This is a genomic window from Pseudoalteromonas sp. MM17-2 (genome assembly GCF_022347945.1).
Lineage (GTDB): Bacteria > Pseudomonadota > Gammaproteobacteria > Enterobacterales > Alteromonadaceae > Pseudoalteromonas > Pseudoalteromonas ruthenica.
This window is the reverse complement of the sequence record NZ_JAKRFV010000005.1, coordinates 76,954-96,904: the sequence shown is the minus strand read 5'-3', so window position 1 is coordinate 96,904 and position 19,951 is coordinate 76,954. Positions and strand designations below refer to the sequence as shown.

At 45.8% G+C, this 19,951-nt stretch carries 19 protein-coding genes and 1 other RNA gene; 9 read left to right on the top strand and 11 right to left on the bottom strand.

Translation table 11 applies throughout. From position 1 onward, the window contains the following. The first annotated feature begins 118 nt into the window (after positions 1–118). From MHM93_RS06310 to MHM93_RS06290, 5 genes are read left to right on the top strand one after another with little or no spacing between them, the layout of a single operon-like run. A complete protein-coding gene (locus MHM93_RS06310; RefSeq protein ID WP_022946666.1) occupies positions 119–1,198 on the top strand; it encodes a pilus assembly protein PilM in 1,080 nt (359 codons plus the stop codon). Beyond that, complete coding sequence (locus tag MHM93_RS06305; RefSeq protein WP_022946665.1) at positions 1,186–1,752, top strand: PilN domain-containing protein; 567 nt, start codon at positions 1,186–1,188, stop codon at positions 1,750–1,752. Before MHM93_RS06310 ends, MHM93_RS06305 begins: the two co-directional genes overlap by 13 nt. Continuing rightward, the gene (locus tag MHM93_RS06300) at positions 1,749–2,348 is read left to right on the top strand and encodes a type 4a pilus biogenesis protein PilO (protein WP_138549122.1); all 600 of its coding nucleotides are present in this window, start codon (positions 1,749–1,751) and stop codon (positions 2,346–2,348) included. The genes MHM93_RS06305 and MHM93_RS06300 overlap by 4 nt, the downstream gene beginning before the upstream one ends. Then, a complete protein-coding gene (locus MHM93_RS06295) occupies positions 2,348–2,884 on the top strand; it encodes a pilus assembly protein PilP (RefSeq protein WP_022946663.1) in 537 nt (178 codons plus the stop codon). Before MHM93_RS06300 ends, MHM93_RS06295 begins: the two co-directional genes overlap by 1 nt. Continuing rightward, positions 2,868–4,961, top strand: coding sequence for a type IV pilus secretin PilQ family protein (locus tag MHM93_RS06290; RefSeq protein WP_239448407.1), 2,094 nt, complete (start codon positions 2,868–2,870; stop codon positions 4,959–4,961). Before MHM93_RS06295 ends, MHM93_RS06290 begins: the two co-directional genes overlap by 17 nt. A gap of 104 nt (positions 4,962–5,065) precedes the next feature. Here the strand turns inward: MHM93_RS06290 and dolP are convergent, their stop codons facing one another. Genes dolP through MHM93_RS06270 form a run of 4 tightly spaced genes read right to left on the bottom strand, consistent with a single transcriptional unit; the run spans position 5,066 to position 8,452 of the window. Continuing rightward, positions 5,066–5,632, bottom strand: a complete 567-nt coding sequence (dolP, locus tag MHM93_RS06285; RefSeq protein WP_045980429.1) for a division/outer membrane stress-associated lipid-binding lipoprotein — start codon at positions 5,630–5,632, stop codon at positions 5,066–5,068. Next, on the bottom strand, positions 5,632–6,222 hold the full coding sequence (locus tag MHM93_RS06280; RefSeq protein WP_022946091.1) for an SIS domain-containing protein: 591 nt from the start codon (positions 6,220–6,222) through the stop codon (positions 5,632–5,634). Before MHM93_RS06280 ends, dolP begins: the two co-directional genes overlap by 1 nt. Next, positions 6,223–6,594, bottom strand: coding sequence for a YraN family protein (locus MHM93_RS06275; protein ID WP_151173286.1), 372 nt, complete (start codon positions 6,592–6,594; stop codon positions 6,223–6,225). Beyond that, complete coding sequence (locus MHM93_RS06270) at positions 6,563–8,452, bottom strand: penicillin-binding protein activator (protein ID WP_239448406.1); 1,890 nt, start codon at positions 8,450–8,452, stop codon at positions 6,563–6,565. The genes MHM93_RS06275 and MHM93_RS06270 overlap by 32 nt, the downstream gene beginning before the upstream one ends. Positions 8,453–8,542: 90 nt before the next feature. Here MHM93_RS06270 and rsmI point away from each other — a divergent pair, with 90 nt between their 5' ends. After that, entirely contained in the window at positions 8,543–9,409 is an 867-nt protein-coding gene (rsmI, locus tag MHM93_RS06265) for a 16S rRNA (cytidine(1402)-2'-O)-methyltransferase (protein ID WP_239448405.1), read from the top strand. Positions 9,410–9,450: 41 nt separating this feature from the next. Then, an RNA gene (gene rnpB, locus MHM93_RS06260) (RNase P RNA component class A) lies at positions 9,451–9,821 on the top strand. Positions 9,822–9,889: 68 nt separating this feature from the next. Here the strand turns inward: rnpB and MHM93_RS06255 are convergent. From MHM93_RS06255 to MHM93_RS06235, 5 genes are all read right to left on the bottom strand, one after another. Beyond that, a complete protein-coding gene (locus MHM93_RS06255) occupies positions 9,890–10,870 on the bottom strand; it encodes a helix-turn-helix transcriptional regulator (protein WP_239448404.1) in 981 nt (326 codons plus the stop codon). A 462-nt stretch (positions 10,871–11,332) separates the two neighbouring features. Continuing rightward, positions 11,333–12,802: a DUF3526 domain-containing protein gene (locus MHM93_RS06250; RefSeq protein WP_239448403.1), complete on the bottom strand. Its 1,470-nt coding sequence runs from the start codon at positions 12,800–12,802 to the stop codon at positions 11,333–11,335. Continuing rightward, positions 12,799–14,199, bottom strand: a complete 1,401-nt coding sequence (locus MHM93_RS06245; protein ID WP_239448402.1) for a DUF3526 domain-containing protein — start codon at positions 14,197–14,199, stop codon at positions 12,799–12,801. Before MHM93_RS06245 ends, MHM93_RS06250 begins: the two co-directional genes overlap by 4 nt. After that, entirely contained in the window at positions 14,199–14,918 is a 720-nt protein-coding gene (locus tag MHM93_RS06240) for an ABC transporter ATP-binding protein (RefSeq protein WP_239448401.1), read from the bottom strand. The genes MHM93_RS06245 and MHM93_RS06240 overlap by 1 nt, the downstream gene beginning before the upstream one ends. Positions 14,919–14,927: 9 nt before the next feature. Then, complete coding sequence (locus tag MHM93_RS06235; RefSeq protein ID WP_239448400.1) at positions 14,928–17,033, bottom strand: TonB-dependent siderophore receptor; 2,106 nt, start codon at positions 17,031–17,033, stop codon at positions 14,928–14,930. Positions 17,034–17,456: 423 nt separating this feature from the next. Between MHM93_RS06235 and MHM93_RS06230 the strand changes: the two genes are divergently transcribed. Both MHM93_RS06230 and MHM93_RS06225 read left to right on the top strand, forming a co-directional pair. Then, the gene (locus tag MHM93_RS06230; RefSeq protein WP_239448399.1) at positions 17,457–18,296 is read left to right on the top strand and encodes a pirin family protein; all 840 of its coding nucleotides are present in this window, start codon (positions 17,457–17,459) and stop codon (positions 18,294–18,296) included. A gap of 12 nt (positions 18,297–18,308) precedes the next feature. Then, the gene (locus MHM93_RS06225) at positions 18,309–19,289 is read left to right on the top strand and encodes a glutathione S-transferase family protein (protein WP_239448398.1); all 981 of its coding nucleotides are present in this window, start codon (positions 18,309–18,311) and stop codon (positions 19,287–19,289) included. On the opposite strand, the gene MHM93_RS06220 is transcribed toward MHM93_RS06225, so the two are convergent. Both MHM93_RS06220 and MHM93_RS06215 read right to left on the bottom strand, forming a co-directional pair. Beyond that, the gene (locus MHM93_RS06220; RefSeq protein WP_022946083.1) at positions 19,286–19,522 is read right to left on the bottom strand and encodes a hypothetical protein; all 237 of its coding nucleotides are present in this window, start codon (positions 19,520–19,522) and stop codon (positions 19,286–19,288) included. The genes MHM93_RS06225 and MHM93_RS06220 overlap by 4 nt on opposite strands. Then, entirely contained in the window at positions 19,488–19,949 is a 462-nt protein-coding gene (locus MHM93_RS06215; protein WP_138508611.1) for a hypothetical protein, read from the bottom strand. Before MHM93_RS06215 ends, MHM93_RS06220 begins: the two co-directional genes overlap by 35 nt. Between the last annotated feature and the right edge of the window lie 2 nt (positions 19,950–19,951).

The window sequence follows — 19,951 nt, the reverse complement described above, 5'->3', positions numbered from 1 at the left end:
GGACTCCCAATTGAGCGAAGAGATTGGTAGTATATCTTGATTGAATAGTGAATAAAATTTTTTCATCGATAATTTATAAGTCTATTATAATTATAAAAAAAGGTTTCACGTTGCTCTTATGTTAAATCGACTTCTTAAAAAGTCTGTGCCTGCTATGGTCGGTATAGATATTGGCTCGCACTCTGTAAAAGCGGTGTTATTAACACAGCATGAGCAGGGTTATCGCCTTGATGCTGTTGCTATAGAGCCCATGCCTAAAGGGGCTATGGCCGAGCGTAACATTCAAGACATTGAGGCGATTGGACGAGTTATTGCAAAACTTAGACGGCGCATTCCAAAGTCTGTTAGCCATGCCATTGTTGCAGTTTCCGGTCAAACAGTGATCACTAAGATGATCTATATGGATGTGTCTCTGAGTGACTCTGAACTAGAGTCACAAATCGAAATTGAGGCTGACAGCTTAATTCCTTATCCACTTGATGAAGTCAGTATCGACTTTGAAAAGTTGGAAATAAATGAAGCTGATCCATCCAAGGTTAATGTTTTACTCTCTGCTGCGCGCACTGAGAGTGTTGAAGCTCGTTCCGGCGCCGTTGAGGCCGGTGGCTTTGATACTAAGGTGGTTGATGTTGAAACGTACGCATTATCACGTAGCTTGGATGTGAGCTATGCTGCACTGCCAGAAGATGCGAAAGACAAAGTTGTGGCGCTTGTGGATATCGGCGCGGTGATGACGCTAGTGAGTGTGGTGCAAAAGGGTGAAACTATCTACACCCGGGACCAAGTCTTCGGTGGCGAGCAGTACACTAATACTATTGTCTCCTACTACAATAAAAACTTTGACGAAGCTGAGCGCGCTAAGTGCACCAGCGATTTGCCGCCAAACTACACGTTTGAGGTACTTGCGCCGTTCCAGACCTCATTGCTACAGCAAGTGCGTCGAGCCGTGCAGATGTTTCTTACGACCAGCGGGAAAGACCAAGTGGATTACATTGTTCTCTCTGGTGGAACGGCAATGATCGAAGGATTAGATAGACTATTAATCGACGAGTTAGGGATCCACACTGTTGTCGTTGACCCATTTGCGAGCATGGAGATTGGTTCCAAAGTGGACCAAGAGCTAATGCAAAAGCATAAGGCACAGTTCGCTGTTGCTGCGGGTCTTGCATTGAGGAGTTTCTCAGCATGCCACATATAAATTTATTGCCCTGGCGTGAGGCCGCGCGTAAAGAAGCACAACAACGTTTTGTAACTATTCTAGTTGTTGTCTTAGTTGCCGCTTTTGCGTCAATGTTTGCTTTAAGTTCATTCTACAGCGCACTCAAAGATGGGCAGAACGTTCGTAACAACTTCCTGAGCCGGGAAATTCAGATCTTAGATAGGCGCATCGCAGAAATTCGTGAGCTAGATAAGAAGAAAGAAAGCTTGCAACAGCGCATGCGTCTAATTGAAGAGCTGCAAAGTAACCGAAATCTCGGTACCCAAATAATGGATGAAGTAGCGAAAATTGTACCTTCAGGTGTTTATTTCACGACCTTAGAGCGTCGCGGCGATGCGATTCAAGTAACGGGTAAAAGTGAGTCAAACAACCGTTTATCGACTATGATCCGTCAGGTAGAGAGTTCATACCTGCTTGAAAATGCCTCATTGCAAGGCATTGTAGCCGGTGAAGAGCAGTCACGATTACTTAGCGATTTCAATATGCAATTCAATGTGAAGTCTTTCGATGAAATTGGCGAGGCACAAGAATGAGTATAGATCTTAAATCCCTCAACGATATCGATTGGAATGAGCTGGAACTTGATAATATCGGGGATTGGCCGGTAGCCGTAAAAGCAATTGTTTGTGTGATTGCTGCAGCATTGGTGTTGTTTTTCAGCTATAAACTATTGGTTGCTGACGAGATAACTGCGTATGAGAGAGTGCAGAAAAAAGAGGCTGAGTTACGCAGCACTTATCGTACCAAGTACGCAGTGGCAAGTAGGTTAGAAATCTACAAGCAACAAATGCAGGAAATGGAAGAAAAGTTTTCGCAGTTGTTGAAGAAGCTGCCAACGTCGAATGAAACTCCAGGGTTACTTGATGACCTTTCTTATGTTGGGACAACAAGTGGCCTGACCTTCGTAAAAATAGGTTGGCTTCCCGAGATTAAGAAAGAGTTCTACACCGAGCTTCCGATCAAAATCGAAGTTGAGGGTAGCTATCACGAGTTTGGCGAGTTTGTTGGCAAAGTGGCTCAACTACCTCGTATTATCAGCTTACATGACTTTGAAATTGAAGCGACGGGTGATGACCAGCTGGTATTCAGTGTGGTTGCTAAAACCTATCGCTATGAGGGGGTCGAATAATGAAAAAACTCCTCACAATTACCACCGTGGCGGTGTTATTGAGCGGTTGTTTTGATGATACAACTGAACAGCGCGAATTTATTAATCGGGTAAAAGCCAGCACTCAACCTAATGTAGAGCCTATCCCCGAAGTCGCGCAGTTTGAACACTTTGCTTATGATGCCTCGAGCTTGCGTAGCCCATTTGTGGCACCCCGCCCGGAAGTTATTCAAGATAAATTGATACAAGTGCAAAACTGTTTGCACCCCGATCCACAGCGTAAAAAGGAACCGCTGGAGCGTTATCCGTTGGATAACTTATCAATGAAGGGAACTTTAGGCTCAGGTGAGCAAACGTGGGCGTTAGTGAAAGCGTCGGATGCAACATTGCACCGTGTATCACGCGGCAACTATGTTGGCTTGTATCACGGTAAAGTGACACAAGTACGCAGTAACTATATAGAATTATTAGAGTTAATCCCTGATGGAGCAGGATGTTGGAAAGAACGCCTGACCAAGCTAGAGATGTTGGAGGCAGGCGATGATTCCAGTTCATAAAAATCAAGGTAAAAGCACAATGCAAAAACACGGATTCAATATGAATCGTATTTACTCTTTGGTACTCGCTTTTGCGACCCTATTTATGTCGAGTTTTGCGACCGCAGTGCCGCTGTTGTACGACGTTCGCTATAACCCTTTGCTGGAAGGTGAAACTGAGATCGAGTTCGTTTTTGACGAAGAGATCTACATCGAACCGCAGATTCAGGTATTCAGTGAGCCAGCGCGAATTGAACTGTTTTTTGACGAAGCCGATTATGAACAAAGCCTTGAAGAGGTCTTAATCAATAAAGCAGGTGTTGAAAAAGTAACCAGTGAGTTCGTAAACGACGGCTTTAAAGTGACGGTGTATCTTGATCACTTAAAGATTTATCAAACCCGTATCGATAAAAACCTGTTCTACTTGCACGTTTCCGATAACCCTACGCAAGATGCTGCACAAACAATTGCAGAAGAAGATGAAGGCACAAGCTACATCAACCGTATCCAAGCGTTAGATTTTCGTCGTGGCGAGAAAGGCGAAGCTCGGGTGCTGGTATTCTTGCAAGAGAATATGGCGGCTATCGACGTAAGAGAGCAAGCGGGTAAGATTGTTGTTGAATTCCATAATACGGACATTATCGATGATCTGTTGTATCAACTCGATGTTATGGACTTTGGCACTGTAGTGAGCATGATTGAAACCTTCAAAGATGGTTCCAACAGTCGTATCGTTATCGATACCACAGATGCCTTTGATTACAACTATCAGCAGTTAGACAACATCTTTACTATCACTGTTGAAAAAGATGAGTCGAAGCGTAGCTTCTTGGGTAATGGTAAAGAATACCAAGGCCGCCCAATGTCTTTGAACTTCCAGGACATCTCAATTCGAGCTGTATTGCAAATCATCGCTGACTATAACGGCTTTAACCTCGTTGTTAGTGACTCAGTAGCAGGTAACATTACTCTTCGTTTAGATGGTGTACCTTGGGACCAAGCGTTAGACATTGTGCTGCGAGTTAAAGGCTTAGATAAGCGTATGGATGGTTCCATTTTAATGGTTGCACCGACCGAAGAGCTCGCTGCGCGAGAAGCAAAAGAGCTTAAGGCCAAACAGCAAGTTGAAGACTTGGAGCCGCTTTACAGTGAGTATATTCAGCTTAACTATGCTAAGGCGCAAACCTTTGCAGACCTACTGAAAACGGAAGTAAACAGTATTATTTCTCAGCGTGGCAGTGTGTCTGTTGATGAACGTACCAATACTTTGCTTATCAAAGATACGGCGAAGAGTATTGAAAACGTGCGTCGCATGATTGAAAACCTCGATGTGCCAGTTAAGCAGGTTGTGATTGAGTCGCGCATGGTCACCGTTCGTGACAATGTTCAAGAAGACTTAGGTATTCGTTGGGGTTTCAGTGACCAGCAAGACAGTGACGGTATTTCTGGTAATCTTGATGGTGCCAATGCTATTGCTAACGGTCAGCGCCCAAGTATTGGCGACCGTTTAAATGTTAACTTGCCTATCGCTAACCCTGCGGGAAGCATTGGTATGCATGTAGCGAAGTTAGCAGACGGTACCTTGATCGACCTCGAGCTCACAGCGCTAGAGCAAGAGAACAAAGGTGAAATCATTGCTAGCCCGCGAATCACAACGGCTAACCAGAAAAAGGCACGAATTGAACAAGGTACCGAAATTCCTTATGTTCAGGCCGCCTCAAGTGGTGCGACTACCGTAACCTTCAAAAAAGCGGTGTTGAGCTTAGAAGTGACGCCTCATATCACCCCAGATAACAAAGTGATTCTCGATCTTGCGATTACCCAGGATACCCGAGGCGACACCGTAGACACGCCAACTGGCCCTGCGACAGCGATCGATACACAACGTATCGAGACGCAGGTGTTAGTAGAAAATGGTCAAACAGTGGTGCTTGGTGGTATTTACCAGCAGCAAATTATTAACTCTGCTAGTAAAGTACCTTTGTTGGGTGACATTCCTTACCTAGGTTACTTATTCCGCTCAACCAGTGAGCGTAATGAGAAACGAGAGCTACTTATCTTTGTTACTCCGAAGATCATGGTAGAAGACTCGATTTAAGCACGAGTTAGATAGCAAAAAGCCACTTCAAACGAAGTGGCTTTTTTGTGTGCGTTGATAACGACAATGCGAGTTAATTAACCCGATAATAGGCGCTCACGTTTTTACATGTATTCGAATACCTTAACGACGCGCTCCACGCCTGAAATATTGCGAGCGATATTGACCGCTTTGTTTGCTTCCACGTCTGCTACCAGCCCCATTAAAAATACCTCACCGTTTTCCGTGACTACTTTAATATTGTTGCCACTGACATCCTCAGCTGCCAGCAACTGGGTTTTTACCTTAGATGTTAGCCAGGTATCGTGGCTTTGTGTGGTGATGCTGGTAGGAGAGCCAATACGTAATTGGTTATGAAGCTTTCGCGTGCCATCGATGCGCTCTGCTGCGCGTTGTACAGTGGTTTTATACTGTTCACTAGGCACTTGCCCTAGCAGTAATACAATACCGTTATAGCTGACGACAGACACGTTGGCATTGGCATTTTCGCCTAACGCCTCTTTAATCGCCATGGTGGTTTTTATTTCAATATTATTGTCATCTATCTGACTGCCTATAGTACGGCGGTCGTTGGCTGCTGTGACTGCGCCAGCGGTGCCGGCCACTACGGCTGCGGCGCAGCCTTGCAAGAGCACAGTACCAACCAAAATAGCTATAAGGTTCTTATTCATTAGCTTTCTTCCTGTGGGAATAAGGTCATATCAACAAGTTCTGTCAAACAGTGTATGTTGACTAAATGAGATTCCAAAATACGACTTGGACGCTTAGCTGGTACGCGAATCTCGACGTCACTTGCACTGAGCAGTCCCGCCAGCTCGCCGCCATCATCGCCGACTAACACGATAACGGTCATGTCTTTAGTCAAAGCGGCTTCTACGGCGCTGACGACATTCTTTTCATTGCCATTAATAGCAATGGCAAGTAATAAATCCCCTTGCTCGCCGAGCGCTTTAATCTGCCTAGCAAAGATATCGCGGCTGGGTTGTGATGAGCCAGCCGGGCTTAAATTTAGTGCATGCGATGACAGTGATACCGCAGGTAAACACGGGCGCTCGGTCTCAAAATGGTTCACCAACAGAGCGGCAAAATGGTCGCTGAGCATATGGCAACTAGCAGCGCCACAACATAATAATTTGCGGCCGTTAATCAATGTCTGTGCAATACTCAACGAAGCGGTTTCAAGCACGCTAGGTAAAACTTCCCCTGCGGCAATTTGCGCCTGAATGCTTTCGGTAAAAAGTGCTTTAACTTGTTCCTGCATTTATAATACGTTCTTTATCCAGTGAAACTCTGGCTCTTTCTCACCTTGTATTGCGACAAAATCAGCACGCAATACGCAGCCTGCTAAGCCCTTTTGTTGCACATAGTGTGCAATGGTTCTTTGTAGTCGCTGTTGCTTGGTGTGGCTAAGCGCATGCAGAGCCCCGCCATAACTACTGTGGCGACGAAACTTTACTTCAACAAATACCCACACCTGACCCTCTTTCATTATCAGGTCCAGTTCGCCATAGCGACAATGGTAATTGCGCGCCACTGGCGTCAGCCCTTGCTGAGTTAGGTATTTCTGTGCCTGCAACTCAAAGTGCTGGCCTTTTTCTCGGCTATTGCGCCACGCTTTCGGGAGCCATGACATTACTCGATTCCTCAAATTGCTTCTTCATGAAAAGCGGTGTGGGATCGAGGTGCTCAAGACTCACTTTGTTAATGCTTCTTGACTGATAGCGTGCCCACGCTAAATGGCGAACAATCTCGCCGTTACTTATTACACTTAGCTCTCCAGTAAGACCGGTTTGGCTTTTTCCTGGCAGCATACTGAGCTGTCGCAATTGCGGGATCAGTGAAATCGCATCATAGCCCATGGCAAATAGACGCTGCTCAATATCGGCAACGTCAGGCCAGAGGCTATCAAAGCGCTCTCTGAGCTGCCGAGTATTCAGGTTAGCTAACCCCTTTGTCGGTAGCATCCACGGTAACTCAGTGAAGTATAAGCCATTTAAATCACGTTTATCGGTGCTATCAATGCGCGTGCTGTGGCTTTTGGAACTTGCATACAGGGGAATGCGCTCAACAAAGGTGCTCACGTTAACATCAAGATAGGGCTTTAATAGCCGAGTTTGCGTGGCATTAGCGAGTAGATAAACCACATCTATGTCGCGACGAGAGCGGGTTTCACTCTTTACGTTGCGCTTAAAAATGCCCTCGATGGCGTCTATGCGTGCTTCACTATCGTCGACTTCAAGTAACTCAGTGATGACTTTTTCCATTTCTTTATTGTCATCGAATAACCCCACAAGTGGTGGCTGCTCATTATAACGTTGCCACTGACTGCTAAAGTGCTCACTCAATCTTTGTCCTGAGCGCTCATTTGGGGCCAAGATCAGCGGCTTTTCAAAGCCTTTAGCCATAAAGTGTGTTAAGGCCTGATCTAATTCGTGCTCCGGGGCTAGAGCAAAATAATAATGCTGTAAAGACTGGCGTTCGATATCGCTGCGGTTCAGGTATATGCTGGGTATTCCCTCTAGCAGGTTGTGCTGCTCAAAGCGGTTAATGTTGCTTTTCAGTAATGGCCCCACGGCGAAATCGATTTGCTTGTCATTGAGCTGCTGCGTTAGTTGCTGATTTTCTAAATTTGCATCAATGAAATAAATGTCTTCGAATTGATAGTTATCTAGGGCCGCCAATACACCTGACTTTACGGCTTCACCCAGGCCCTTATTAGCGCCACTTAAAGGTAAAATAACAGCTAATTTAGTGGCGTTATAGGGCTCAACTTTCATCAGCTCAGCCACTTTTTCGTCTAGGGCAAAGCTCGCCGGGTGTCCTGGATAGCGGCGTTGCCAGTTATTGGAAGCTTGGTGTAACTCAACTGGAGAGCCCAAATAAAGTTGTTTTATTTTAGCAAGTTGTACCCAGCCTTTAGCGATAGCTGAGCCGGAGTCATACTTTGTTAGCTGTTGCGGGCTCAAAGATTGTAAAGACCGCCACAAAATGGGGTTTAACTGTGATGCTTCTATTTGATAGCGGTTTGCGGTTTCTGAAGCACGTAATAAAAATGGTGCGCTTTGTTGTGGCATTTGCATTCGCATGTAGGTGGTGCCTTGCACTAACTGATGCCAGTAGAAATGCTCTGGCGTTTGCAATTGCGATTGCACTGAGCGTGAGGTTTGCAAAGCACGTTGTGGTTCGCCCATTTGCGCTTGCGCGTAAGACTTTAATAACACCGCTTGAATTTGTTGCTCAGGGTGGCTGCGTAACAGGGTGTCGCTGGCTTGCAATAGTAGCGACCAATTTTGCTCATTAATAGCCTGATTTTGAGTGCGGTTAAGTAACTGTACGCGAGTAGCGCCTTCACTATTTTGAGCTTGTTGGTATAACTGCTGTGCACTGAGTGTCTGAATCGGCTCAGGCTCACTCACGTTAGTTGTAAGATTTTCACTTTCTTGTGGCTTTTGTGTTGTGCTGCAGGCCGATAAGCCTGACAATAACAGCATAAAAGCAATCGATTTGAGTCGCACAGTCTTTGTATTCCAATTGGCCTTAGTGTGATTCGCTTATCTTACTGACTGATGCAGGAGAGCTCAATGTCCAATGCGGATATTTCAACCGACCCCCAAGACCAAGGTACCTTATTTATTGTTGCCACACCCATTGGTAACTTGGATGACATCAGCCAGCGTGCTATCAAAACCCTAAGTGACGTCGACTTAATCGCTGCTGAAGACACGCGCCACACTGCCAAGCTGCTGTCGCACCTAGGACTCAGTAAGCGTACCTTTGCCTTGCATGATCATAATGAAAAACAAAAGGCTCAGCAGGTACTCACTTGGCTACAACAAGGGCAAAACGTAGCGCTGGTGAGCGACGCTGGAACACCACTGATAAGCGATCCTGGTTATGTCTTAGTGAGTTTATGCCGTGAACAAGGGGCTCAAGTAACCCCAATTCCCGGCGCATGCGCAGCTATTGCGGCGTTGAGTTGCTCCGGATTACCCACCGATCAATTCCAATTTATTGGTTTTGCTCCAGCAAAATCCAAAGCCAGACAAAGCTTTTTCAGTGACGCGTATAACTCAGGCATGACCAGCATTATTTACGAAAGTACGCACCGTATTATGGCGAGTTTAGAGGATTTAAGTGCCGCGCTAGGAGAGCAAGCTCAAGTCGTGCTTGCTAAAGAGTTAACGAAAAGCTTCGAGACCTTCTTCAGTGGTACGGTCACTGAGTTACAACAGTTTTTACAGCAGGACCCAGCGCGACAAAAGGGTGAAATCGTGTTGATGCTGCCAGGGAAACCGAATAAGGCCAGCGCCGTAAGTGAAGAGGCACTGCGTTTGATTGCCTTACTGGAAGAGCACATGCCACTGAAGCAAGCTTGCGGTGTGGCTGCTGACTATCTCGGACAAAAGAAAAATGCACTGTATAAGGCCGTGATAGCGCAAAAGCAATAAAGTGCTGGGCAAATCACTTGGCATGCGTATAATGGCGCCCCTGAGTCAGCCGGATAATCGCTGCCTGTGACGAAAATGATCAGGGGGAGGAAAGTCCGGGCTCCACAGGGCAGGGTGCCAGCTAACGGCTGGGGGGCGTGAGCCTACGACAAGTGCAGCAGAGAGAAAACCGCCTAAGTCCTTCGGGACCGGTAAGGGTGAAAGGGTGCGGTAAGAGCGCACCGGGCCACTGGTAACAGTTGGTTGCAAGGTAAACTCCACCCGGAGCAAGACCAAATAGGGTTCCTTATGGTGTGGCCCACATCGGAACCGGGTAGGTTGCTTGAGCCATAGAGCAATTTATGGCCTAGACGAATGATTATCGATCTCCTTCGGGAGAGAACAGAACCCGGCTTACAGGCTGACTCAAACAATTCAAAAGAAGACCTGCTTAGCGATAAGCGGGTTTTTTATTTCCTTCACGCCTTACTTCCAGCAAGATTAACTCCTGTCTTTTTCAAGTAAGCCCATGAGCCCTACCATAGCGGCAAATAAAACGCTGGCCACTGGCCAAATGATCCAGGTTACTCCCCAATTCATGGTCCATAAGCTCCAGCCTAGATATATGGCAACAGTTAGTGGCCAGTAAAATGGCGCGAGTTTCAATGCATGTCGCTCACTTCTAGTCAGCTCGCGGCCTTTATCACCTTCATTCAATATGTGTTTATAGGCTTCATATTGGGCTGACGCCGGAATGATAATCCACAGCCCTGCCGTTACTATAAACAGTAGGGCGGCTAACATCAGCAACACTAAATCGACTCGACCAATAAATATATTAACCAATAACATCGGCACCGAGCTGGTAATAAACAAAGCAATTGCTAGGGATAACCTATTGTTATAGCTTGGAGTAAAGGCTTCCAACTTTTCACTGCAAGCACTGTGTACACCATAGGCTAGTTCAAAAGGCGTCTTTTCAAAAGGGACTAAGGCGCGGTTATATTGATTGGTTGAGATCACGAGTCTAATTCCGGCTGGGATCATTAGAAAAATAGACACTAAGCCCAAAGCAACCGCCATATTCACATCAAAATCTAGATTTTTCATATTCGACAACGCCAAGAAGAAAAACAAAGGAGCTGACGAGCAGACAAAAAATGCGACGCCCTTAGCAGTTAATTTGGCTTGTGCTTTTTTGTTGTCGATATAACTCAGCGCTTGTTCCAGGCTTACCTGAACGGTGTCGGCATCAGCGCTTTCATTCAAGTACTCAGTGGTGTCGATATCATCTTTCAGTAAAAAGTCGGTTGATACATTAAATAATCCGGCCAGCCTGATAATTTTATTAAGGTCTGGAATGCTATTGGTGCTTTCCCATTTGGATACGGACTGTCTGGAAACGTCCATCTTTTCCGCCAGCTCTTCCTGTGACCAGCCAAGCTGCTTTCTTAATTTTATAATTTTCTCTGATAGAATCATGCTTTGTTCTCAGTTATTAAAATCGCTCTCAGATTAGAAACTACGGCGGTTGCAAACCAGCAAGCCTGCTTGGTATTTTGTAAACTGATGGTTGCTATTCGTAATTTTATAGAGAAAAAGCTAAAGTAACAGCAGCTTTCTTAAAGTGTTTATACCCTAAGTAGCCAATGCTGTTTGACGGCGCAAAGTTAAAGAGGCTGACTCAAAGTATCCTCAAATCCCTCCAACGCGAGAGACTGTGTTGCCTTATAGGTGACTCAAACCTAAGTGCGTTATTTTTAATCACCCCTTTAAGAGCACATCTCTTACTCAGACCTCTTGTTAATTGAAAAGATATGCTTTTTCTTAATACTTTTAAGTGTAGTGAATTGTCTAAAGCCACAGTCTATTCTAGAAACTTGGCCTAGTTCTCCGTTAGCAGGCTCTGCGTTTGCGGATACAATTTTGCAGTGAAGGCGTCAATCATACGACTAACACCTCTTTGTTGTTTGCACTGTCTAGCTTGTTAACGCGGCGTTTTGCTATAAGGAGCAGGCCAACGGCTAGAAGCAGCAACCAGATTAAAGGCGTGTAATTGTTCACTGGTGTGGCAAAGTTACTACTAAATTGAGGAATATCCGCAATGTTCGTGAGCGTTGGCTTTGCGCTACAACCCTCACAAGGTGCAAAATCGCCTCTTTGATTGGCTTTGGCAATTTCGCTGGCAAAGAAGCGTTGTAGTGCTTGATGATGAGCTTCAACTTCTTCCATAAAGGCGTGATGACGTGCTAATCCATTGCCCGCTAAATCAACCAACAGTGTTTGTACGATGAGTGCGGGGGAGAGATATTGTAGCTTTTGCGCGTTATGTTGCTGTGCTTGTTGCGCCTTTAAAAATCGTACATCTTGGGCTGCCATTGCGCGTTCAACAGAATTAATCGTAGCAATTTTTTTTGTGGCGTAATCGCTGGCACCACTGCCATTTTTTGCAAGCTCTGGATGATCTTGAAAATACTGAGCCAAGGTCTTTTCACTCGCTTTTTGAGCATTGTCACTGGCGGCACGCAGGCTATCTATATAGTGAATTCGTGAAGGCGTTGGGTCGAGTAAGGCAATGCTGGTATTGACCAAGGCTGGAACCACAATCACCAAGGCGAGCCAACAGGTGACTAAGGTGGCTGCATTGTTTGCCGCACTTTTGGCTCTGCTATTTACCCAAGCGGTTAAGGCAATCCAAAAGCCACAATAACATAGTGCGATAAGGTTATAACTCAGCAGTTCAATCACCCCTAGCTGCTCTCGTATTGTTATTAAAAGCAGGCTACTAATACTTAAAAATGGCAGCACAATTAACGCGCTTCGTAGCAATAATTGATAAGTCAGAAGGCGGGTCGCACTGCCTCCTTGAAGTATTAGTAATCTTAGCTGCCCATCTTGGCGTTCACTTGCCAAGGCATTAAAGCAAATACCAATAATGAGCAGTGGCAATAAGTAGATAATCACAAAGCTTAAATCGAACTGGCCTAACAACAGTGATAGCGGGTGAACATAGTCATATTGATGAACAATATGCTGCTTCTCTTTGATTAGCATCTTAAAATAGTAAGGTAATACGTCTGCTTGCCCTGTTGCGATTGGCGACGTTGCAAGCGGGGTTTTGGTGGCGTAATTTTGCATCAAGTAATAAGCCTGCCCACGCAGGTCGTATGGGTCTTCCCACCACTTATAATCTGCTGTACTGGCGAGTCTTTCTGGTAATCCAGCTTTGGCATCTTGGATAGCCTGTTGCTGCATTTGCTGCGCGGCAAGCACCACACCATGCTGTTTTTTAGCAAAGTAATGGGCGTTAAAAAATGCCACTAGTGCAAGCACGCTGGTGGTCAAGAACAGCGCAAGTACGAGCTTTTCTCGCCAGAGATTTTTAAACTCAGTAGCTAACATTAAGCGTTTCATCTTTGCTCCTCCAAACGCAGTTTTTTAATCGCGAAGAAACTCAATAACACCAGAGTGATTAGCCAAAAGCTCAGGCTAAACAGGCTGATAACGTAGTGAGGCAGGTAACGAATAAAGTTGGGGTATTGGAATGCGAACTTTGGGATCTGCTGCCATAATTCCTCGCCTGCCGTGTAATGACCGTTGGCTTTGTGACCGTGATCTCTTTGATTAAAGTTCAGCACCTCTTGCATTAGGCGACGGTGCTGCTCTGCCGCATTCTCAAATGCTTGTTGGTGAGCAAAGTCGCTGGCGGCGGTGGCCATCGACAGCGTTTGTATCGCGATGAACGGCGTTAACATCCCTGCAAGTTGATAGCTTTGTGATTGCGCTTCTAGTTGAGCTAAACGCGCTGAAAATAAGCGGTCAAAGATTTTATCAGCGTATTGTTCACCAAATTGGAGTTGCGCTCCGGCATAGTCAAAGGGCAAGTCTTCTACATTGCTAACGCCATACTGAGTCAATATTTGCTGTTTGAACTTTGCGATTGCTTCAACTCGTGCTTCGGTATAAACCTCACTTTCAAGCTTAGCTTGAAACGCTTGACCTGAACCTTGTGGATGAATGGTGGTCGCGATATTCATCGCCAGTTTTGGCAGTAAAAGCGTGGTGAAGGCCCAAATGGTTAATAGCGTGATTAATGCGCGCCTTGCCGTTGGAAATAAACTTGAAAGCGTGGTGGTGAGTAACGACCAAAGTAATAAGTAAACTAAATAAAATAGTAAAAATAGTCCACTTCTAAGTGCATGAGGCTCCGTGCTTGTTACTTGGCTATAAAGTAAAAAAAGCGCGACAGGCAATAAAAATAAGCAAGAAATAGCAAAAAGCAGCGCACATTTGGCGATAAACAACTTAGCTGGGCTTGCGCCCGATGCGAGCAGTTGTTTTAAGGTGCCTTGCTCACGCTCTCGGGCAAGTAGTGGGTAGCCAATTAATATAATTAACAGCGGCAGTAACACTTGCAGCACAAAGGCGGGTGATAAGCTGCCAAAACGTGACATCGGCAAGTTATCTTGCGCACTTCGAAACATACTATCGTTGCGAATATGAGCCTCAAGCCTTAACACATTCCCTTGGTATGCTTGTAACCCTGCGTCAAGTGCAGCCAATGGGGTGGTGGGTTTGACCACATAAATACCGTAGTGGGCGGCGGAGTGAGGGCCTTTTTCACCTTGATTTAGCCAGCGTAATTGCTCTGATTGAGACATCTCAGTAACGGCTTGCTGATAGCTTTGGTGGCTTTTAAAACCAGTCAAGCAGGCAAGCAAGAGCAGTAATATTGCAATGCCCCCAAGCCAAAGCGCTTGTCCCTGCCGCTTGGTATCGAGCCATTCCTTTTTTAATGTCGTTTGAAACATCAGACACCCACCTTGATATGTTTGAGGTAAACGGATTCAAGTTGGACTTCTTGCAGTTGTTCATAGACTAAGGTGTCGACTAATTGCCCTTGATTAATAATTGCCACGCGATGAGCATCTTCTTGAGCGCGGTATAAGTCGTGGGTCGCCATTAAAGTCGCGACGCCTTGCTTTGCTAAAGACTGGATGAGCTGGCTAAATTCATGGCTGGCTGAAGGATCAAGACCTGATGTAGGCTCATCTAAGATCAATGCCTTGGCTTGTTTTGCGAGGGCAATGGCTATGCCCACTTTTTGTCGCATCCCTTTTGAATAGGTTGCAACGGGTTTGTCTACAGCGTGACTTGGCAGTTTTACTTCACTGAGCAGTGTGCGAAAGGCCTCGTCAGTCTTTTCTATGCTGGCCATTTTGCTGAAATACGCGAGATTCTCAAGTCCGCTAAGTCGCGGATAGAGCGCGACTTGTTCAGGAATATAAGCCAGCTGCTGCCTTGCCGTGACTACGTCATGCTGTGGATTAATTCCGGCGATGGTGATCTCCCCGGCATCCGGTTGTAAAAAGCCCAGTAAGCAATTAATCGTGGTGGTTTTGCCTGCCCCATTTGGGCCTAGCAGCGCTAGGATTTCACCTTGATGTACGCTCAAGCTTAGTCCCTGTAGCGCTTGGTATTCACCAAAGCGCTTTTGCAGGTTATTGATTTGAATAACAGGTGTAGTCATAACTTATCCTTAAAAGCTCACGCTTAATGAGGCGATAAAGGTACGCCCACGACCGGGAGCGACCCCCCAATCTATGCCTTTGGCACCGCCAGATAGCCAATATTCTTTGTCGAACAGGTTTTCGGCCTTGAGTCGCAGCGTGGTGTTAATATCAGTAAAGTGGTATTTCGCACCTAAATCGAAGCGCGTGTAGGCTGGTAGCTTTAGCGTGTTATTGACGTTTTGTTCGCGCTCACCAATATGGAAAATACCCGCATTGATGCTTAACGCCTCCCAAAATGGCAGCTGATAGTCGACGTAGAGATTTGCTTGAAATTCAGGCACATTGGCTGGGGTGTTGCCATTAAGCGCGGGCTCGCCGTCAAGTTTATCTAAGCTGGGGTTCATCAAGGTGATAGATGCTACGGTTGCAAGGCCCTGAGCCAATGAACCACTGGCATTGAGCTCAATACCTTTATGTGATTGGACCCCGTCTTGCACGAAATAGTTAGTAATGTGATTGTGATACTCCAACATCTTTTCTATTTCGAAGACGGCTATCGAGTAGTTCATGGTGTCCGTTTGGTATTTTATACCGGCTTCAATTTGTTCGCTTTCTTGTGGGCCGAGAGATTCGCCCTCGTTTATTGCACCGCTGCCGATGACAGCAACGCCGCCTTCCCCCGCGCCTTCTGAGTAACTGGCATAAAAAGCGAGCTGAACGCTTGGGTTGTAGTTAAGACCTATGATGGGAGTATTAAAAGTTCGGTCGTCTAGCATGGTTTTAGTTTGGCCAGGTAGAGTTTGCTCTTTTTTGTATTGAATATGACGCAGCCCTAAGGTGGCATAAAATACATCGTTAAAGTGCAAGGTATCTGTGATAAACAACGCGCTTTCAGAGGCTTCAGTTTTGGTTGGTTCTGGATAATCAGGGAATTGCGGTTTACTGCTGTGAATTGGATTGAAAATATTGCCAACGGGGTTGGTTAACTCAAACCAACGCCCATCCTTAGACTCATAATCACGAATACTAACGCCGATAACTAGTTCATGTTCAATTGCTGCAGTGGCAAGCTGACCACTAATAAAACTATGTGCCGAGAGTGTGTCATACGTTTCGTCTGGGGTAATGTGGATAGCTGCAGAGAGCACATTGCCTTGTGTGTCAACCGAGTAGATATCAGGAAAAACAGTAAACCTATCATTACCAGAAAGCGCAGCTTGATTTACCCATTGCCACGTGTCGTTCAACCAAAAATCAGCACGTGCGGCAAGGTTATATGACTCGGTTTGATACTTTGCCCACGGTTGTCCGAGCAATACATCACTGGTGTCGACATACGGCGGTAATATTTTACGCTCAGGATCATTGGGGTCGCTGGCAAGTCCTATCAAAGGCTGTGATACGGTGCTTTTGTCTTGGTAATCGCCGTCTAATCGGATAAATAGGCGGTCTGAGGCTTGCCAATCCAGTGCTGCACTAAAAAAATAGCGCTCTAAGTCATCACCACCGGTAAAGTCACCGTTTTTCTCTGCTGCGGCATTAATACGATAGCCGAGTGTTCGCTCGTCGGAAATTGGCCCGCCGAGGTCGATGTGAAAATACTTGCCTGCACGGCTACGTACTTCTGTCGTAACGTCCAAAAAAGCATCCATAGTTGGACGCTTTGTCACATAGTTGATTGTACCGCCGGGGTTGTTAAAGCCTGATACGAGACTTGACGGGCCTTTCACGATATCAATGCGCTGAATATTCTCTAGCGGTACATCTTGATAGGGGGCAAGCGCTAAACCGTCGCGTCTTAGACCATTGGTCCAATCTAGTTGAAAGCCACGCAGACTCACAAAGTCAAACACGGTACCAATTGAGGTATTTTGAACCGAAGCATCATTTGCAAGCACTTCGCCTAGCGTTCTTACTCTTTGATTGCTGATCAGCTCTTCAGAAAATGATTGGATGGAAATAGGAAGCAGTTGCGGGTCTTTGATGCCCAATGCTGACGCATTGACATCCCGGGTACTATACAAAGGCACGCGAGAACCTGAAACTTCAATTTTTTCAATTTCTTGACTTGCAAAAGTTGGGTAGGTGAGGGGGCCCAAAAAGGCCAATATAATAGTTAATATTCGAGTCATTTTAGTTCCAACTACAAAGGGGGAGACAAATAAGATTTCACTGTTTTAGGTATGTTATAATATATCTTTTTTGGAAGGTTAATAGTGCTTCAAATGAAGTCATGGGTATGTGTTCTATTGCTTGTTTTGTTTTTTGCAGCAATGGTTTCTGCGTTACTCCGAAATCCTTTTTAAAATAAGCCTCATTCGGAAAAGTGGGACTGACTATTTGTTGTTGTAATTGAATTAATTTTATTTGCAATTAAATGAAAGTAGTAACCATTTTCTTTCCCTTCTTATTTCTTACCGCTCTTTATTTTCAGTATGCTAAAAATTAGCATCCAGCACGCTAATATTTCCGGTTACTCTATCCATAAACGCACACTACACTGAACCTATGTCGTTTCATAACGCGAGTTATCAGCGTAAGTCTAAAGGTGCACCATGAATGTTATTAAAGTACTCAATGCCCAGCCTGCTGAAGATGGGGCGGGCGTTAAGATCCGCCGCGTACCAGGTTTCGACGGTCGTTATCTAGATCCCTTTTTAATGCTTGATGAGCTTAAATCAGACCATAGTGACGATTACATGGCAGGGTTTCCCGCGCATCCCCATCGCGGCATTGAAACGTTTACTTATCTTATTAAAGGTGGTTTTGAACATCGCGACCATCTTGGCAACCGTAAAGCTGTTCGCGCCGGTGATGTGCAATGGATGAGTACAGGTAAAGGAGTCATCCATAGTGAAATGCCCCTCGCTGATAGTGAAGGTCTGCACGGTTTTCAGATTTGGCTCAATATGGATGCCAAAGACAAAATGAATGCGCCACAATATCAGGACTCAGCGCAAAGTGGCTTGCCGCAAATAAGTAGCCAAGGAGTGCATTTAAAAGCCTTGGCAGGTGCTTGGACTCTTAACGCTGAACAAGTGCAGTCACCTCTGAGCAACCTAGCTTGTAACGGCGCGATTGCTGATATCAACATCGAATCAAAGGCGCAACTAGAGATGCCGGCGATAGGCTGTGAGCGGGTGCTAGCCTATATACACACTGGTTCAATTACTACTGCAGGACAAAGGTATCATGCGGGACAGTTGCTGGTGCTTAATGGCGACAGTGCCATCATTGCGACCACGGATCAACCCAGTGGGTTACTACTGCTGCGGGGCGAACCGTTGCGGCAACCGATCGCACACATGGGTCCATTCGTTATGAATACACAAGCCCAGTTACAGGATGCTATCCGCGATTATCAAAACGGGCAATTCGGACAATTATCACAATAGGAGGCTACCTTTATGGGTTTACTCGTGAATGGAAAGTGGCAAGACAAGTGGTACGACACTGATAGTAGCAAAGGTGAATTTCAGCGAGAAAGTGCGCAGTTACGTAACTGGGTCACCGCTGATGGCAGTGCTGGACCAAGTGGCCGGGAAGGGTTTAAAGCACAGAAAGGGCGTTATCATTTATACGTAAGCTTAGCCTGTCCATGGGCGCATCGAACGCTTATTTTCCGCACCTTAAAAGGCCTTGAAGACTATATTGATGTGTCGGTAGTGAGCCCAGATATGCTGTCGCAAGGGTGGACTTTCGATCAAGCTAAGGGTAGCTCGGGTGATTCATTATTCGGCTACCACTATATGCATCAGTTGTACACGCGCAATAATCCTACATACAGTGGTCGTGTCACTGTTCCTGTGCTGTGGGATAAGCAGCAAAACTGTATCGTGAGTAATGAATCTGCGGAAATTATCCGGATGTTCAATGAGGCCTTCAACCACCTGACAGGCAACACGCTGGACTTTTATCCTGAGCATTTACGTAAGGATATCGACGCGATTAACGAGCTGGTTTACCACGGTATCAATAACGGCGTATACCGAACGGGGTTTGCCACTACACAGCAAGCCTACGAACAAGCCTTTGATACGCTATTTAGCGCTCTGGAAAAAGTAGAAAGAAGACTGGCAGGTCAGCGTTACTTGGTGGGCAGCGAGCTCACTGAAGCAGATTGGCGGTTATTCACGACCTTGATACGGTTCGATGCCGTTTACTTTGGCCACTTTAAGTGTAATAAGCGCACCATAGAGAGCTATGATAATTTAGCGAATTATTTGCGTGACTTATACCAAGTTAAGGGCGTGGCTGAAACACTCAACATGGCGCACATTAAACGTCACTATTACTTTAGTCACACCATGATTAATCCGACTCAAGTAGTGTCTAAAGGGCCCGTTTTAGATTTTAGTCGCCCACACAACCGTCGCTTTATGGGCTAAATTAAAAGCTGAGCCAGTCGCAGCCATTTTAAAGAAGGGCGGCTGGTTAGCAGCTCTGTAAGACTGCCAGCAGAAAATGCCGTAGCCACACCTTTGGGGTGGCTCATCAACTTACCACCTTGGTAATGTAACTGCTGTTTGTCCAAAGCGATAAGCTGCTTACGAATCTGCCCTTGCTCGGCCAGTAAATCAGCATATTCAGTCTGTTTTTTCAGGATCAGACGGGTCAGCATCGGTTTGCTCCTGTGAAGATGAAGGTTTCTTGCTTACTGCGATGGTGCGTTCAAAACTCACTTGCGCCAAGGCAAGCTTCATTTGCCGGATTAGCCACCACAGCAGAAGTAGTTGCGCTGCTAATGAACCACAGATACTCAAAGCAATCGATTGAGTTAACCAGTACAGCACCGTGGCGGCGGCGCCTACAACGGTTAACCAAATTACCAATGCGGTCATAGCAATGGCGACAATCAAACCCAAAGTTAATAACAGCGCTTTGGCACTGATTTTAGCTTCAGTGGCAGCAAGCTCAAAGATGCACTGTATTTGTTCACCCCAGCGCTGCGCGTAATCTTGAAATAATTGAGCAACCCGCGTCAAAGACGCAGATTGCTCATCATGCTGCTCGTTCTCAGCAGCCGAGTCATGATGCTCTTCAGCCATGA

What these genes read in the sequence shown, in the direction of transcription:
- MHM93_RS06310 (WP_022946666.1), top strand. Translation starts at nt 119, where the DNA reads ATGTTAAATCGACTTCTTAAAAAGTCTGTGCCTGCTATGGTCGGTATA.
- MHM93_RS06305 (WP_022946665.1), top strand. Translation starts at nt 1,186, where the DNA reads ATGCCACATATAAATTTATTGCCCTGGCGTGAGGCCGCGCGTAAAGAA.
- MHM93_RS06300 (WP_138549122.1), top strand. Translation starts at nt 1,749, where the DNA reads ATGAGTATAGATCTTAAATCCCTCAACGATATCGATTGGAATGAGCTG.
- MHM93_RS06295 (WP_022946663.1), top strand. Translation starts at nt 2,348, where the DNA reads ATGAAAAAACTCCTCACAATTACCACCGTGGCGGTGTTATTGAGCGGT.
- MHM93_RS06290 (WP_239448407.1), top strand. Translation starts at nt 2,868, where the DNA reads ATGATTCCAGTTCATAAAAATCAAGGTAAAAGCACAATGCAAAAACAC.
- dolP (WP_045980429.1), bottom strand. Translation starts at nt 5,632, where the DNA reads ATGAATAAGAACCTTATAGCTATTTTGGTTGGTACTGTGCTCTTGCAA.
- MHM93_RS06280 (WP_022946091.1), bottom strand. Translation starts at nt 6,222, where the DNA reads ATGCAGGAACAAGTTAAAGCACTTTTTACCGAAAGCATTCAGGCGCAA.
- MHM93_RS06275 (WP_151173286.1), bottom strand. Translation starts at nt 6,594, where the DNA reads ATGTCATGGCTCCCGAAAGCGTGGCGCAATAGCCGAGAAAAAGGCCAG.
- MHM93_RS06270 (WP_239448406.1), bottom strand. Translation starts at nt 8,452, where the DNA reads ATGCTGTTATTGTCAGGCTTATCGGCCTGCAGCACAACACAAAAGCCA.
- rsmI (WP_239448405.1), top strand. Translation starts at nt 8,543, where the DNA reads ATGTCCAATGCGGATATTTCAACCGACCCCCAAGACCAAGGTACCTTA.
- MHM93_RS06255 (WP_239448404.1), bottom strand. Translation starts at nt 10,870, where the DNA reads ATGATTCTATCAGAGAAAATTATAAAATTAAGAAAGCAGCTTGGCTGG.
- MHM93_RS06250 (WP_239448403.1), bottom strand. Translation starts at nt 12,802, where the DNA reads ATGAAACGCTTAATGTTAGCTACTGAGTTTAAAAATCTCTGGCGAGAA.
- MHM93_RS06245 (WP_239448402.1), bottom strand. Translation starts at nt 14,199, where the DNA reads ATGTTTCAAACGACATTAAAAAAGGAATGGCTCGATACCAAGCGGCAG.
- MHM93_RS06240 (WP_239448401.1), bottom strand. Translation starts at nt 14,918, where the DNA reads ATGACTACACCTGTTATTCAAATCAATAACCTGCAAAAGCGCTTTGGT.
- MHM93_RS06235 (WP_239448400.1), bottom strand. Translation starts at nt 17,033, where the DNA reads ATGACTCGAATATTAACTATTATATTGGCCTTTTTGGGCCCCCTCACC.
- MHM93_RS06230 (WP_239448399.1), top strand. Translation starts at nt 17,457, where the DNA reads ATGAATGTTATTAAAGTACTCAATGCCCAGCCTGCTGAAGATGGGGCG.
- MHM93_RS06225 (WP_239448398.1), top strand. Translation starts at nt 18,309, where the DNA reads ATGGGTTTACTCGTGAATGGAAAGTGGCAAGACAAGTGGTACGACACT.
- MHM93_RS06220 (WP_022946083.1), bottom strand. Translation starts at nt 19,522, where the DNA reads ATGCTGACCCGTCTGATCCTGAAAAAACAGACTGAATATGCTGATTTA.
- MHM93_RS06215 (WP_138508611.1), bottom strand. Translation starts at nt 19,949, where the DNA reads ATGGCTGAAGAGCATCATGACTCGGCTGCTGAGAACGAGCAGCATGAT.